This is a genomic window from Cellulomonas sp. PSBB021 (genome assembly GCF_002240455.1).
Taxonomy (GTDB): domain Bacteria; phylum Actinomycetota; class Actinomycetes; order Actinomycetales; family Cellulomonadaceae; genus Cellulomonas; species Cellulomonas uda.
This window is the reverse complement of sequence record NZ_CP021430.1, coordinates 462019-477445: the sequence shown is the minus strand read 5'-3', so window position 1 is coordinate 477445 and position 15427 is coordinate 462019. Positions and strand designations below refer to the sequence as shown.

The following is a 15427-nucleotide window of genomic DNA, read 5'->3' as shown; positions in this document are numbered from 1 at the left end:
GCTACACGCGACGACGGCCGACGAGGGCCAGGACGAGGCTCACGACCAGGACGGCGAGACCGATCCAGATGAGGAACTGGCCGAGGCCTCCGAAGCCGAGGACCAGCAGGACGACACCGATGATGACGAGGATGAGCCACGAGGGCATCGCGTACCCCTTTCGTCGGCCGGCAGGGGGACTGCCGGCGGGAGGGAGCGGGGCCGGTCCGCGGCGCCCGCTCGTACGGTTCCGTGGGATTTCTCCGTGGAGCCTTGCGTTCTTCGAGCACGACAACGTTCCCGCGCCCCGCGGCGATCGGCACGTCGAACGCACGACTTGCGAGCGGATCGGCCGCTGCTATGTGGACGCGCGTCCACGGCGCTGACCTGCGGGTTCTCACGCAAGGTCCGGCGCGCAGGCCGTCCATATCCTGAGACGGGGGTTGCGCCGGCCCTTCCGGAGGAGAAACGTCAAGCGATTAGGGCGCCGCTGACCACGTGCCGACGAGCTAGCGCTTGCCGACGAACCAGCCGCGCACCATCGCGATGCGCGCCTCGAGCTGCGCCGGGTCCGCGAGAGCGACCTCCGGCCCCCCGCACCGCCGCCGCAGCTCCGCGTGCACCGACCCGTGCGGCTGCCCGCTGCGCCGCGCCCACCCGCCCACGAGCTGCGCGAGCTCCTTGCGCAGCTCCGCCTGCCGGCGGTGGTCCATCGCCTCGAGGTCCGGTGCCGCGGTCCGGACGGACCGCCGGCCCTTGAGCTGGTCGGCCTGGCGCTGTCGCAGCAGCGCGGACACCTGGTCGGCGTCGAGCAGCCCCGGCAGGCCGAGGAAGTCGAGCTCCTCGTCGGAGCCCACCTCCGCGCCCGTGCCGAACTCGCCGCCGTCGAACAGCACGCGGTCGAACGACGCCTGCGCCTCGAGCGCCTCGAACGTGCCCTGCAGGCCGTCCGAGCCGACCGCGTCCGGCCCGTTCTGCTCACGGTTCGCCGCGGCGAGCAGCGCGTCCTCGGGGTTGAAGCCCGCGCCGTCCTCCTCCGCGGTCCTCGGCCGGTCGAGCGCGTGGTCGCGCTCGGCCTCGAGGGTGTTCGCGAGCTCGAGCAGCTGCGGGACGGACGGCAGGAACACCGACGCCGTCTCACCCCGCCGGCGCGCCCGGACGAACCGCCCGACGGCCTGCGCGAAGAACAGCGGCGTCGACGTGCTGGTCGCGTACACGCCCACCGCCAGCCGGGGCACGTCCACGCCCTCGGAGACCATGCGCACCGCCACGAGCCAACGCGAGTCGCCGGCGGAGAACTCGTCGATCTTGTCGCTCGCGCCGTCGTCGTCGGACAGCACGACCGTGGGCGAGGTGCCCGTGATCCGCGCGATGTGGCCCGCGTACGCGCGCGCGTCGGTCTGGTCGGTCGCGATGATCATCGCGCCCGCGTCCGGCACGCTGCGCCGCACCTCCGTGAGCCGGCGGTCGGCGGCCTGGATGACGGCCGGGATCCACTCGCCGCCCGGGTCCAGCGCCGTGCGCCACGCCTGCGCGGTCATGTCCTTGGTCATGGCCTCGCCGAGCCGGGCGCTGACCTCGTCGCCCGTCTTCGTGCGCCAGCGCATGGCGCCCGAGTAGGACAGGAAGATCACCGGGCGCACCACGTGGTCGCGCAGCGCGTCGCCGTAGCCGTAGGAGTAGTCCGCGACCGAGCGGCGGATGCCGTGCGCGTCACGCTCGTACGTGACGAACGGGATCGCGGCGGTGTCCGAGCGGAACGGCGTGCCCGTCAGCGCCAGGCGCCGCTCGGCGCCCTCGAACGCCTCGCGCACGCCGTCGCCCCAGGACAGCGCGTCCCCGCCGTGGTGCACCTCGTCGAGGATCACGAGCGTGCGCGCCGCGGTGGTGCGGGCCGCGTGCAGCGCCGGCTTGTTCGCGACCTGGGCGTACGTCACCGCCACGCCGTCGAACCCGTGCCCGTGCCGCCCCTGCGCGTTCGAGAAGCTCGGGTCGAGCCGGATCCCGACGCGCGCGGCCGCGTCCGCCCACTGCCGCTTGAGGTGGTCGGTGGGCGCCACGACCGTGACGCGGCGCACCACGCGCCGCTCGAGCAGCTCGGTCGCGATGCGCAGCGCGAACGTCGTCTTGCCCGCGCCGGGCGTCGCGACCGCGAGGAAGTCCCGCGGCTCCCGTGCCCGGTAGAGCTCGAGCGCCTCGGCCTGCCAGGCCCGCAGCTTGCCCGCCGTCCCCCAGGGCGCACGCGACGGGAAGGCCGGCGGCAGGTGCGATGCCGCCGACGTCGACGCGTGCGTGGTGGACGGTTCGAAGGCGGCGCTCAACGCCCGCCGCGCCCGAAGCCCCAGCGGCGCCCGCCGCCCGAGCCTCCGGAGCCGCCGTCACCGCCGGACTGCCCGTCGCCGTCCTGCGGCGGCCGCAGACCCTCGTAGATCTGCTTGCACGTGGGGCACACGGGGAACTTGTTCGGGTCCCGGCCCGGGACCCACACCTTGCCGCACAGCGCGACGACCGGCTTCCCGGTCACCGCGGACTCCGTGATCTTCTCCTTGCGCACGTAGTGCGCGAACCGCTCGTGGTCGCCCGGCTCGACCTGCTCGGTCGACTCCGTGCGCTCGAGGACGCTGGTCCCCGTCGCCTGGTCCGGGCCGAACGGGTCGTCGGGGCCGGCGGGCGGGAACTGCGGTTCACTCATGTCGGGCAGTCTACGTCGCACGGCCGACACCCCACGGGGGTCGGTCTCGCGCAGCGGGACGCGCCCGGCCGACGTCAGAGCGTCTGCCACGCGGGCTTGGCCGCGTACGTCTCGCGGTAGTAGTCGGCCAGCTGCAGACGGCTCGCCGCCGCGTCGTCCACGAGCACCGTGACGTGCGGGTGGTGCTGCAGCACGGTGGCCGGCCACAGCGCGGACACCGGCCCCTCGACGAGCTGGTGGACCGCCTCGGCCTTGCTACGGCCCTGCGCGAGCAGCACCAGGTGGCGCGCCGCCATGATCGTCGCGAGCCCCTGGGTGAGGCAGTGCGTCGGCACCGCCGTCACGTCGTCGTCGAAGAACCGCGCGTTGTCCTCACGCGTCTGGCGCGTGAGCGTCTTGATGCGTGTGCGCGACGCGAGCGACGAGCCCGGCTCGTTGAACGCGACGTGCCCGTCCGTCCCGATGCCCAGCAGCTGCAGGTCCACCCCGCCGGCGTCCGCGATCGCGCGCTCGTATCCGGCGCACGCGGCCGCGAGGTCCTGCGCCAGCCCGTCCGGCCCCAGGACGGCGCCCGGTGCGAGGTCGACCCGCGAGGCGATCTCGGCCTCGATGACGTTGCGGTACCGCTGCGGGTGGTCCGCCGGGAGCCCGACGTACTCGTCGAGCATGAACGCGCGCACGCGCGCGAACGACAGCCGGTCCTCGCGGTGGCGGCGCGCGAGCTCGTCGTACACCGCGAGCGGGCTGGACCCCGTCGCGAGCCCCAGCACCGCGGTGGGACGGGCACGCACGAGCCGCTCGACCGCGTCCGCCGCGAGCCGCGCGAGCGCGGGCGCGGGTGCGATCACGACCTCCATCAACGACCTCCTCGGGCGACGAGCGCCGCCCCGACGGCGCCCACGGGCAGTCCCGCGGGCGCGAGCTGGACCCGGCCGGGCAGGTCGGCCGCCGCCAGGAACGGCGACGACGCGGCCTGCCGCTCGAGCTCGACGACGAGCGCGTGCAGCAGCGGCTCACCGAGCTGCGCGACCCCGCCGCCGATGACCACCCGGCCGACGTCGCACGTGAGCACGAGCACGCGGACCGCGCCGGCGACCGCGGCGACGAACTCGTCGCGCACCCGCACGGCCAGCGGCTCCCCCGCCGCCGCGGCCTCGAAGACCTCCACGGGCGCGGGCCGGCCCGAGCGTGCAGGTCCCCACGCGGCGTCGAGCGCCGAGCCGGACGCGTACCGCTCGAGGCAGCCCGACTGGCCGCACTTGCACGGCAGCCCGTCGGGCACGTAGCGCAGGTGGCCGATCTCGCCCGCGGCGCGGTGCGGGCCGCGGCGCAGCCGACCGTCGAGCATGATGCCCGCCGCGAGCCCGGTCCCGAGGGCGATGAACGCGAGGTCGTCGACCGTCTCGCCCGACCGCTCGCGCAGCACGTGCGCGGCGCCCAGGACGGCCGCGTTGAGGTCGTTCTCGAGGACGACACGCGGGGTGCGCGCCGCGTCGCGGCCGTCCGCGAGCGCGGCGGCGACGAGGGCGGCGAGCGGCGCGGGCCGGTCGATCCCGAGGTTCACCGCGTTCGCGACCGTGCCCTCGCCGGGGTCCACCACGCCGGGCACGCCCACGCCGACGCCCGTGAGGTCCTCGAGCGCCACGCCCGCACGGGCCGCGGCGCGCCGGACGGCCCCCGCGGCGTGCTGCGCGACCGCGGTGGCGCCGCTCGGTGTCGGCGAGACGTCGCGCTCGCCCACGCGACCCTCGTCGTCCAGCACGACCGCGACCGTGGTCGTCCCGCCGACGTCGACGCCCACGGACGGGCCCGCGCCGACGCCGGGGCGTGGTGCGGGAGGGGCGAGCGCGTGGCCCGTCGCCGGGCTCGGGGGCCCGGTCGTCGTGAGGTCCGTCATCGCTCAGCCCTTGACCGCGCCGGAGACCAGGCCGGACGTCATCCGGCCCTGCACGACCAGGAAGAACACGATCACGGGGATCGCGATCAGCGTCGAGGCGGCCATGACCTGGCCCCAGTCGACGCCGCGGTTCGCGGACGCCGACAGGAACTCGCGCAGCCACAGCGGCAACGTCTGGCTGGACTGCGACGGCAGCGCGACGAGCGCGATCGTGAACTCGTTCCACGCCTGCAGGAACGCGTACACGCCCGACGCGACGAGGCCCGGTGCGAGCAGCGGGAACGTGATGCGCAGGAACGCCTGCGTGCGGGACAGGCCGTCGACCATCGCGGCCTCCTCGAGCTCGGCGGGCACGCCCGCGACGAACCCGCGCAGCATCCAGATGGTGAACGGGATGACCGTCGCGGTGTAGAGCACGGTGACGCCGATGACGGAGTCGAGCAGGTGCACGCCCGAGAGCATCTTGTACTGCGCGATGAACAGCCCCTCGGCGGGCAGCATCTGGATGAACAGCACCGCGAGCACGAACGACCTGCGCCCGCGGAACCGCCACCGGCTGATGGCGAGCGCACCGAAGAACGCGAACACCAGGACCGCCAGCACGGTGAGCGAGGTGACCGCGAGGCTCATGCGCAGCGCGCTCGTGAACCCGCCACCCTCGAGCACGCGGGAGAAGTTGACCCCGGTCGCGTGCAACGGCAGGAACTCGGGCGTCGACGAGCGTAGGTACGCGGCGGGCGTGAACGCCGAGAGCACCATCCAGTACACGGGGAACACCCAGACGAGCGCGCACACCAGGCCGACCGCCCCGAGCGCGATGCCGCGCACGCGACGGCGGGTGCGGCCGGGCGCGTGCTGCGGGCGGGCCGCGGCGGACCGGGTGACGGTCGCGGGACGCGACGGCTGCGCGGGCGCGATGGCGCTCATGCGTCCTCCTTCAGGAGACTGCGGACGTACGGCCAGCTCAGCGCGACGGTGAGGAGCAGGACGAAGATCGAGACCGCGGCCGCGCCACCGAAGTCCTGCCGGCTCATGCCGAGCTCGTAGATGAAGTTGCCGAGGAGGTTGGTCTCGGAGACGGGGGCGCCGGCGTCCTGCAGCAGGCGGATCTGCGCGAACACCCGCAGGTCCCAGATGACCTGCAGCAGCAGGACGATCGAGAGCACGGGCTTGACCATCGGCAGCAGGATGTGCCACAGCTGCTGACGTCCCGACGCCCCGTCGATGCGCGCGGCCTCGAGGACCTCCTCGGGCACCGCGGTCAGGCCCGCGTAGATCGACAGCGCCACGAACGGGACCGACATCCAGACGATGACGAGAGTCGCGACGAGGAAGAACGTGAACGGCTGCGACAGCCACGAGAAGTCGCGGAACCCGTCCAGGCCCAGCTGCACGAGCAGCCAGTTGACGACGCCCGTGCGGTAGTCGAACAGCCACTTGAACACGGTCACGCCGGCGACCATGGGCATGGCCCACGCGAGGAGCAGGCAGACCTGGAGCGTGAGGCGCACGGCGGTGTGCACGGCGCGCATGAGCAGGGCGAACGCCAGCCCGATCGCGACCGTGAGCAGCGCGTTGACGAGGCAGAACACGATCGAGCGCGTGACGACCGCCCACAGGCTGTCGTCGGTGAAGACGCGCACGAAGTTGTCGAGCCCGACGAACTGCGGCGGCTGGCCGAACTGCTGCTCGAGCCCGTACCTCTGCAGCGACATGACGACCTGCCGGCCGACGGGGTACGCGAGGCCTGCGAGCAGCGCGACGACCGCGGGGACGAGCAGGAGGTAGGGGGCGGCGGGTGCACGGCGCCGGCGCACGCGGGGTGCGGTCGCCGGGCGGGCCGCCGGTGGGGTGGGGGCGCCGTCGGTGTGCGCGGGCACGCCGAGGGCGGCGTCGTGGGACATGGGGTCTCCTGGGGTCCGTGGCCGTGCGCGGAGCGCCACGGCCCGGGGGCCGTCCGCGGGGTGCAGGGGGCTCCCCCGCGGACGGCCGGTTCTCGGGCGCGGCGGGTCAGCCCGCGGCGCCGCCGTTGAGCATCGGCGTGAGCTTGGCGTCGTACTCCTTCGCCAGCGCGGTCACGTCACCGCCGTCGGCGATCTTCTGGAACAGCTCCTCGTAGACGAACGCGCCCTCGATCGCGGCCCAGCCCGGCGCGGCCGGCGTGAGCTTCGAGGCCGCGGCCGTCTCGATCATCGTCTGGGCGAACTTGTCGTCGCCGAGCGAGGACACGTAGTCCGAGTTGCCCGGGCCGAGGCCCGCGCCGCCGAGCATCGTCTGGTACTCCTCCGAGAAGATGATCCGCAGGAGGTTCTCGGCGAGCTCGGGGTGCTGCGACTTGGCCGAGACGGCGATGTTGGAGCCGCCCGCGAACACCGGCGCGATGCCGCCGTCGACGCCCGGGAGCGCGAAGATGTCGAACTTCGTGTCGTCCGCCATGCCGTCACGCACCTCCTCGCCCGCGTCGTTCTTGGTGATGTCGCCGATCGACCAGCGCGCCCAGCCCGGCGCCATGATCGTCGCGGCGTCCGGACCGGTGCCGTCGGTGCCGTCGTTGAGGAAGTCCCAGTACGCGACGTCGCGCTCGGTCGAGGGCAGGTTCGACGCCTTCTGGTACACCTCCTGCCACTGCTCGAGGCCCTTGATGGTGCTCGGGTCGGACAGCGTCGAGGTCCACGTGGTGCCGTCGACGGTCGCGAGCTCGCCGCCGTTGGCGAACACCCACGAGATGCCGTTGCGCCAGTCCTGGCCGCCCATCGCGAAGCCCGACTGCGTGTCGGTCTTGAGCTTGGCGACGGCCTCGGTGAACTCGGCGAGCGTCTGAGGCACCTCGACACCCGCCGCCGTCCAGATGTCCTTGCGGTAGAACATGTAGCGCGAGCCGAAGTAGTACGGCAGCGCGAAGTTCTTGCCGTCGACGGACCCGACGTCGACGAACGACTGGAGCAGCTTGTCGCCGCCGAGCTCGTCGTACAGCGGCGTGAGGTCGCGGAACGCACCGACCGTGGTGAACGTCGGCGACTGCGTGTTGCCGATCTCGACGACGTCGGGCGTGTTCGCCGCGTCGGGCAGCGCGGTGGTGAGCTTGGTGACCAGGTCGGGCCAGGCGACCTCCTCGATGGTCAGCGTCGAGCCGGGGTTCTGCTCGGCGAACGTGTCCACGAGGTACGTGCGCAGGTCCTTGTTGGTGTCGCCGCCGGCGAGCCACAGGGTGATGTCGGCCGCCTCGGCGGCCTGCGTGCCATCGCCGCCGGCGGTCGTCGTGCCGTCCGCCGGCTCGTCCGAGCCGGAGCTGCAGGCGGTCAGCGCGAGCGTCGCCGCCACGCCGAGGGCCGCGAACCGTAGCATCTTCACGTTGGGGTTCCTCCCGAGTGCGAGGCGAGCGCCGGGGCGGCGTTCGCCGGGATGGTGCCGTGACACTGCAAGGGGGCGGCTCGGGGTCGTCACGTGACCCCGAGTTGCCCCGACAGGACGAGCACCGCCGCACCGGCCAGCGCTCCGTCCTCGTCGAGCGAACCCATCCGCACCGCGAGCCCGCGCCCGATGACGGGCATGGTCCGGGTCCGGATGGCCGTGAGCGCCGCCTCGCGCAGGGGACCGTCCAGCAGCTCCGTGGGGCCGGAGAGCAGGACCTCCGCGAGGTCGAGCGCGCTGACGACGGGTGCCAGGGCGATGCCCAGCATCCGTCCGACCGACGCCAGCGCGGCGTCGGACTCCTGGGGGTCGAGACCTGCGACGCGCCGGCGCAGGGCCGGCACGCTCAGCACGGTCTCGAGGCAGCCGGCGCGGCCGCACGCGCACGCGGCGGGCGTCTCGCCGGGGGTCGTCGCGTCGACGACCGTCACGTGGCCGATCTCGCCCGCGGCGTTGTTGCGGCCGAGGACGAGCGCACCGTCGACGACGAGCCCGGCACCGACACCTTGCCCGACGGTCACGACCATCGAGCCGGACCCGGACGCGCTGCCGTAGGTGAACTCGCCGAGCGCGCGGGCGTTGGCGTCGTTCGCGACGTGCACGGGGACGCCGAGCCGGGTGCGCAGCAGCGAGGCGAGGTCCAGGTCGTACCAGCCGCGGTTGGGCGCCTGCACGACGAGCCCGTCGGTGCGGATGACGCCGGGCGAGGCGATGCCGACGCCGATCACCGGACGGTCCGCGGCGGCCAGCAGCGCGCGGCACACCCCCTCGAGCGCGACGACGGCCGCCTCCCCCGAGCGCCCGTCGAGGGGAGCCTCGTGCCGCGAGACGACCTCGCCCGTGAGCGTGAGGACGGCGCCGAGGATCGTGGCGTCGTCGGTCAGGTCGACCGCGACCACCTGGAACGCCTCGGTACGCATCCCGACGAGCGTCGCGGGCTTGCCGACCTTGCCCTCGGACCGCACGCCGAGCTCCTCGACCAGCCCCTCCTCGATGAGGTCGGCGACGAGCGTCGAGACCGTGACGCGCGTGAGCCCGCTGCTGCGCGCGATGTCGGCGCGCGACGACGGGCCGGTGTGGAACAGGTGCGCGAGCACGAGCGACCGGTTGTGCACGCGGGCGTGCCCGGGCAGGACCTTCGCGGTGGGCCGCAGGGCTCGTCCGCGGGCTCCGGGCTGCGTGGTGGTCGCTGGCATGTTTGTTAGTAGACCTTCTTTATTAATCGCGGGTCAAGGGTGTCCGGTGACCGTGATCACATCGTGACCGTCCCGACACGCGCCCGACTCACGCCCGACCGTTCGCTCGGCCCGTGGCGTCCGGACGCGCCCGTCCGAGGTCAGGCGCGCGAGCGCCGGTCCACCAGGAACCACGTGGCGACGCCCAGCACGGCGGCGACCAGCGCGACCGAGGCCCACGCACCGAGAGAGGTGCGGGCCAGCACGTGGGACGCGACGAAGCAGCCGGCGCCCAGGAGCACGAGCGCGGCGCAGCGCACCGGCCCCGCGGGCCGCCACGCCCGCACCACGCACCACGCCGCACCGGCCACGAGCACCGCTCCCCCGAGCAGGCGGACCCCGGTGAGCCGCGCGACGGCGAACGACACGACGAGCGACAGCGCGGCGAGCAGGGCGACAGGGACACGTCGAGGCACGCCAGGGACCCTACGTCGCCCGCCCGGGTCCCACGGACGTCCCGTGCGGCGACGTCCGCGTGCGCACTAGGTTGGGAGCCCTCGTCACTTCCCGGAGGGACCCACCGTGACCACCCCGATCGACCCCACGACGACGCGCGCCTGGCAGGACCTGTCGGAGCACGAGTCGACGCTCACGCCGGACCTGCGCGGCTGGTTCGCCGCCGACCCGCAGCGTGCGCAGCGCCTGACGTTCCGCCTCGCGGACCTGCACGTCGACCTGTCGAAGAACCTCGTGACCGACGAGACGCTCGCGCTGCTGGTGCAGCTCGCGGAGCAGACCGGCGTCGCGGACCGCCTGCAGGCGATGCTGCGCGGCGAGCACATCAACGTCACCGAGGACCGCGCGGTGCTGCACACCGCGCTGCGCCGCCCGGCCGGGTCCTCCCCCGCGCTCGTCGTCGACGGGCAGGACGTCGACACCGACGTGCAGACCGAGCTCGAGAAGGTCTACGCGTTCGCCGACACGGTGCGCTCGGGCGAGTGGACCGGCGTGACCGGTGAGCGCGTGCGCACGGTCGTCAACATCGGCATCGGCGGCTCCGACCTCGGGCCCGTGATGGTCTACGAGGCGCTCAAGCCGTACGTCCAGGACGGCCTCGAGGTGCGGTTCGTCTCGAACATCGACCCGACCGACCTCGCGGAGAAGGTCAAGGGCCTCGACCCCACCACGACGCTGTTCATCGTCGCGTCCAAGACGTTCGGCACGCTCGAGACCCTGACCAACGCGCGCCTCGCGCGCGAGTGGCTGTGGCAGCAGCTCGTCGCCACGGGCGCGATCGCGGACACCGACGAGGCGCGCACCGCCGCGGTCGCGCAGCACTTCGTCGCGGTGTCGACCGCGCTCGACAAGGTCGCGGCGTTCGGCATCGACCCGGCGAACGCGTTCGGCTTCTGGGACTGGGTCGGCGGCCGCTACTCGGTGGACTCGGCGATCGGCACGTCGGTCGCCATCGCGATCGGCCCCGACGCGTTCCGTGACTTCCTCGCGGGCTTCCACGCGGTCGACGAGCACGTCGCGACCACGCCGTTCGCGCAGAACGTGCCCGTCCTCATGGGGCTGCTCAACGTCTGGTACGTCAACTTCCTGGGCGCGCACACGCACGCCGTGCTCCCCTACGCGCAGTACCTGCACCGGTTCCCGGCGTACCTGCAGCAGCTGACGATGGAGTCCAACGGCAAGTCCGTGCGCTGGGACGGCTCGCCCGTCACCACCGACACGGGCGAGGTGTTCTGGGGCGAGCCGGGCACCAACGGGCAGCACGCGTTCTACCAGCTCATCCACCAGGGCACGCGCCTGATCCCGGCGGACTTCATCGCCGTCGCCAACCCGGCCCACCCGCTGCAGGACGGCGGCACGGACGTGCACGGCCTGTTCCTGGCGAACTTCTTCGCGCAGACCAAGGCGCTCGCGTTCGGCAAGACCGCCGACGAGGTGCGCGCCGAGGGCACGGACGAGGCGATCGTCCCCGCGCGCGTCTTCTCGGGCAACCGCCCGACGACGTCCATCCTCGCCGCTGCGCTCACGCCGTCGGTGCTGGGCCAGCTCATCGCGCTGTACGAGCACATCACGTTCGTGCAGGGCGTGGTCTGGGGCATCGACTCGTTCGACCAGTGGGGTGTCGAGCTCGGCAAGAAGCTCGCGCTCGAGATCGCGCCGGCCGTCGAGGGCGACTCCGCGGCGCTCGACGCGCAGGACCCGTCGACCAAGCACCTGATCGAGACGTACCTGTCGCTGCGCGCCTGACGCAGCACCCACCGCAACGGGTGGAGAACCGCTCGCCTGACGAGCGCTTCTCCACCCGTCGCGCGTCTCAGGGCGTGACGACGACCCGGCCCGACGCGCCCTTCTCGGCGTCCGACATGACGTGCGAGACGAACGGGTAGGTCCCCGGCTCGGGGAACGTCAGCTCGACGAAACCGCCTTCGGCCGGTTGCAGGGCGAGCACCTGCGCACCGCCCGTCCCCGTCGAGCCGCCGTCCCGCAGCGTGTACTCGCCCTCGCGGTAGACGGTGTCGAACTGCCCTCCGACGACGTGGAACGCGCTCGGCCGGTTCGGGCCCGCGTCGAGCACCCACAGCCGCACCCGCTCGCCCGCGGCGACCGTCAGCGGCCGGTCCCGGTACTGGTTCGCGTACCCGTTGAGCACCACCAGGTCGGGAGACTGCGAGGCCACACGCGCGGCGTCCACCTCGCCGTCCTGCGGCCCCAGGTACAGCTCGGACTGCACGAGCGCGTACTGCGCGTCGACCGGGGCGAGCCCGTCCGGCTCGATGACGACGGCACCGGACATGCCGTTCGCGATGTGCACCGACATGGGCATCGTCGAGCAGTGGTACATCCACATGCCCGACCGCGTCGCGGTGAACGAGTACGTGAGCGTCTCGCCGGGCTGGATGGTGCGCATGACGTCGTCGGGCGCGAGGGCACCCGCGTGGAAGTCGATCGAGTGACCGATCGAGCCGTCGTTGACGAGCGTCACGACGAACCTGTCCCCCACGCGTCCGTGCAGCACGGGTCCGGGGGCGGTGCCGCCGAACGTCCACAGGCGCTGCCGCACGCCCGGCGCGACCTCGCGGACCACCTCCTGCACCTGGAGCGTCACGTGCCTCGTGACGGACCCCTCGTCGGGGCCGAGGGGGTCGAGCGCGGCGTCCCGCGCGACGAACGCGTCGTCCGGCCGCGCCATGAGGTCGAGCAGGTCCGCGGCGGACGGCGCGGGGGCGCCGCCGTCACCGACGCCGCCGTCGGCGCCCTGACCGTCGTGCCCTGCGTGCGCCGACGGGCCGGCCGTCTCGCCGCGGGCGTCGTCCGCGGTGTCGTCGGGTGCCGCGACCTGCGCGTCCCCCGTCACGACGATGTCGAGCGTCATCCCCATGAGCCGGTGCCCCGCCACGGAGCACCAGGCGTCGAGCGCGGCGCCGACGACGCCGACGTCGACACGTGCGCTCTCGCCGGGCGCGAGCCGCCCGCTCGTCGCACCGTTCGCGACGACGAGGTCGTGCACGTCGTCGTCGACGTTGGTGACCTCGAGCACGAGCCGGTCGCCGGCGGGGACCTCGACACGGGACGGGACGAACCGCATGTCGCGCGCCTCGACGCGCACGGTCGTCGTGCGACCGCTCGCCTCGACCCGGCCGGAGCCGCCACCGTCCGCCGCGCCGGCGATCGGGATCCCCGCGGCGGGCGGGTCCATCGCGACGCCGACGACGAGCGCGAGCGCGAGCGCACCCACGCCCACCGCGACGGCGCCCGACCGACGGACCGTCGAGGGTGCGTCGGTCGGCGTGTCCGGGTGCGCGGGAGCGGGCGCCCCGCGACGCGCGAGCGCGACGGCCCGGACCGCGAGCACCAGGAAGGACGCGAGGGCGCCGAGCACCACCATGGAGACGACGACGCGCACCGCGCTGGGCACCGGCGCGCAGAACAGCAGGAGCCCGCCGTTGACGAGCACGAGCCGGACGACCGCGCCGCGCTCGAGCTGGGCCGCCGTGGCCCGTGCGGTCGCGGGGCCGCCGCCCAGCACCACGGGCAGCAGGTGGGACAGCGCACCGACGAGGACCTGCGCCGCGAACCCGACGGCGAACGGTGCGACCAGCCCGCGCACGCGGTCCGCGGCGGCGTCCCACCCGGGCGCGGCGACGACGACCGCGCCGAACGCGACCAGCGACCCGACGAGCCACAGCACGGACGCGGCGAGCGAGGCGGGCGCGAGCACGGGCGGGACGTAGACCGGCGCGGTCCGGCCCGCGTGCGGCCGTGCGGCGTTCGCCGCGACGACGGGTGCGGCCGCGCGGCGCTGCCGCCACATCACGCGCGCGACGAGGCCTGCGCCCCCGGCGACGACGACGCACCCCACGGGCACCAGCCAGCGCACCCCGGTCGCGGTCGCGAGCAGGACCAGCGCGAGCCCGCCGGCGACCACGGGGAGCGCCCGGGACCCGTCGCGCTCGTCGACCGGCTCGATGCGCGCGTGCTGGACGGTCGGCCACAGCACCATGAGCGTGCCGAGCACGGTGGTGGCGACCCAGCCGACGAGCGTGAGGACCACGTGCGCGACGTACAGGCGCCCGTGCGCCGCGTCACTGAGCGTGCCGCGCGCGAGGACGACGCCCGCCGCGACACCGACGGGGAGCGCGGTGCCCGCCGCCACGTACCACCGCACGAGCGGTCGGAACCGCGTGGGCAGGGCGCCGCGCATCTGGCGCACGAGGACGACGACCTGTGCGCCGCCGGCGCCGGCGACGAGCACCCCGCCCGCGACGACGAGTGCGAACCGGGGCACGGCGAGCCCCGCGACCACCAGCAGCGCGCCCGCGGTGTGGGCCGCGAGGCGCGCGGTGAGCCCGCGGCGGCCGCCGGGTGCGGGCGAGCGCAGCAGCGTGTCCGCGAAGTGCTGGCTCCACAGCAGGATCGCGGTGCTCACCGCACCGAGCAGGAGCAGGTGCACCATGAGCCACTGCGCGGCCGGCACCCAGCGGTGCACGAGGGTGAGCACCGCGGCGGCCGCGAGCCAGGCGAGCACGAGGGCGTTGGCCCGCACGTGCCACGACGCGCGCGTCACGCGACGACCTCGAGCGCGCCGGCCGCGGCGTCGCTGCGAGCCGGCGTGCGGTCGGCGCGTGCGCCGGGCCGGGCGGGCGGACCGAGGAGCACGCTCGTGACGGCGACGACGACGAACGTGAGCACCGCGACGACGTTGCCGACGCCCGCCACCTGCACGACGACCGCCGCGTCGCGTTCGTCGCCGAGGACACGCAGCAGCAGGGTCACGTGCAGCAGGGTGAGCGGTACGTACATGACGGGCCGGTACGGCAGCGGCCGGCGCAGCACCGCGGGCAGGATCACGGGGGCGTGCGCCATCACCATCGACATCACGAAGCCCAGGAACACGGCGTGCAGCAGCGCGTCGTACCGCGGTCCGCTCGTCGTCGGCCCACCGACCATCCACAGCCCCCCGGCGACGGCGAGCCAGGTGAACGAGCCGAGCATGGCGACGGCCATGAACCGCGGGAGCCCGGTGCCGCGCACGGTGCGGCGGGCGACGTCGAACCGGGCGAGCAGGACGACGAGGCCGACGAGCGCCGCGCCGAGCACCGCGCTGCCCACCGCGGGCCACACGAGGGCCAGGGCCGCTCCTGCGACGAGCGCACACGCACCGGCGACGACACCCCGCCCCGCCGCAGCGGGGACGGGTGCGATCCGCATGAGCTCGAGCCGTTCGCCGACGACGGTGAGCACGAGGAACGTCACGAGCCAGGGCGCGAGGTGCGGCACGGGGACGTCTGCTGCCCACAGCGTCGCGGCACCGACCGCGGCGAGCGCCCCGAGCCCCTGCACGGCGATCGCGTCGTCCGCGCGCCGGCGCCAGGCCGCGCGGTAGAGCGCCACGAGCACGGCCGAGCCGGCCACCAGGCACACCCGGCCGGCCGCGAGCGGGAGGGGTGCGACGAGCAGGAGCGCGCCCGCGCCGAGCAGGGCGGGCGCGGCCCACGCCCACGGCCGCGCACGTTCACCCGCCGTCGCGGGGGCGAGCGCCACGGCCCGTTCGAGCGCGACGAGGGTGCCGACGAAGCCCAGGACCATGAGCGGTCCGTGCACGTCCGCGAGCCGCTCGGACGGGACGGGTGCGGTCAGCCCGAGCAGCGTGAGCGCGGCGTCGAGGCCCGCGAGCATCGCGACCCCTGCGGGCAGCAGCAGGACCAGGCGCACGGTCGGCACCGCGCGTCGTGACGTGTTTTCCACGTCTGGACCGTA

13 protein-coding genes are annotated in these 15427 nt (G+C 74.2%); 1 reads left to right on the top strand and 12 read right to left on the bottom strand.

Going from position 1 to position 15427, the window contains the following annotated elements:
* Position 1: 1 nt before the first annotated feature.
* The 10 genes from CBP52_RS17800 to CBP52_RS02050 all read right to left on the bottom strand — a co-directional run bounded on the left by CBP52_RS17800 (position 2) and on the right by CBP52_RS02050 (position 9630).
* The gene (locus CBP52_RS17800; RefSeq protein ID WP_198303515.1) at positions 2–148 is read right to left on the bottom strand and encodes a hypothetical protein; all 147 of its coding nucleotides are present in this window, start codon (positions 146–148) and stop codon (positions 2–4) included.
* A gap of 340 nt (positions 149–488) precedes the next feature.
* Positions 489–2300: a DEAD/DEAH box helicase gene (locus CBP52_RS02090; RefSeq protein WP_094179624.1), complete on the bottom strand. Its 1812-nt coding sequence runs from the start codon at positions 2298–2300 to the stop codon at positions 489–491.
* Positions 2297–2671, bottom strand: a complete 375-nt coding sequence (locus tag CBP52_RS02085; RefSeq protein WP_094179623.1) for a DUF3039 domain-containing protein — start codon at positions 2669–2671, stop codon at positions 2297–2299. The genes CBP52_RS02090 and CBP52_RS02085 overlap by 4 nt, the downstream gene beginning before the upstream one ends.
* A gap of 74 nt (positions 2672–2745) precedes the next feature.
* Positions 2746–3528 carry a glucosamine-6-phosphate deaminase gene (gene nagB, locus CBP52_RS02080; protein WP_094179622.1) on the bottom strand — a complete coding sequence of 261 codons (783 nt, stop codon included), beginning with the start codon at positions 3526–3528 and terminating at the stop codon, positions 2746–2748.
* Entirely contained in the window at positions 3528–4568 is a 1041-nt protein-coding gene (locus CBP52_RS02075; RefSeq protein WP_094179621.1) for an ROK family protein, read from the bottom strand. Before CBP52_RS02075 ends, nagB begins: the two co-directional genes overlap by 1 nt.
* 3 nt (positions 4569–4571) lie before the next feature.
* Positions 4572–5495, bottom strand: a complete 924-nt coding sequence (locus CBP52_RS02070) for a carbohydrate ABC transporter permease (RefSeq protein ID WP_094179620.1) — start codon at positions 5493–5495, stop codon at positions 4572–4574.
* Positions 5492–6472, bottom strand: a complete 981-nt coding sequence (locus CBP52_RS02065) for a carbohydrate ABC transporter permease (protein ID WP_094179619.1) — start codon at positions 6470–6472, stop codon at positions 5492–5494. The genes CBP52_RS02070 and CBP52_RS02065 overlap by 4 nt, the downstream gene beginning before the upstream one ends.
* A 106-nt stretch (positions 6473–6578) precedes the next feature.
* Positions 6579–7913 carry an extracellular solute-binding protein gene (locus tag CBP52_RS02060; protein ID WP_094182068.1) on the bottom strand — a complete coding sequence of 445 codons (1335 nt, stop codon included), beginning with the start codon at positions 7911–7913 and terminating at the stop codon, positions 6579–6581.
* A 95-nt stretch (positions 7914–8008) separates the two neighbouring features.
* Complete coding sequence (locus tag CBP52_RS02055) at positions 8009–9175, bottom strand: ROK family transcriptional regulator (protein WP_094179618.1); 1167 nt, start codon at positions 9173–9175, stop codon at positions 8009–8011.
* 140 nt (positions 9176–9315) lie between these two features.
* Positions 9316–9630 (bottom strand): hypothetical protein, encoded by a 315-nt coding sequence (locus CBP52_RS02050; protein ID WP_094179617.1) that lies wholly within the window; start codon positions 9628–9630, stop codon positions 9316–9318.
* Positions 9631–9736: 106 nt separating this feature from the next.
* Here CBP52_RS02050 and pgi point away from each other — a divergent pair, with 106 nt between their 5' ends.
* The gene (gene pgi, locus CBP52_RS02045) at positions 9737–11416 is read left to right on the top strand and encodes a glucose-6-phosphate isomerase (RefSeq protein WP_094179616.1); all 1680 of its coding nucleotides are present in this window, start codon (positions 9737–9739) and stop codon (positions 11414–11416) included.
* 67 nt (positions 11417–11483) lie between these two features.
* Here pgi and CBP52_RS02040 read toward each other — a convergent pair whose 3' ends face one another.
* The gene (locus tag CBP52_RS02040; protein ID WP_094179615.1) at positions 11484–14234 is read right to left on the bottom strand and encodes a multicopper oxidase domain-containing protein; all 2751 of its coding nucleotides are present in this window, start codon (positions 14232–14234) and stop codon (positions 11484–11486) included.
* Complete coding sequence (locus CBP52_RS02035) at positions 14231–15415, bottom strand: hypothetical protein (protein ID WP_232514616.1); 1185 nt, start codon at positions 15413–15415, stop codon at positions 14231–14233. The genes CBP52_RS02040 and CBP52_RS02035 overlap by 4 nt, the downstream gene beginning before the upstream one ends.
* Between the last annotated feature and the right edge of the window lie 12 nt (positions 15416–15427).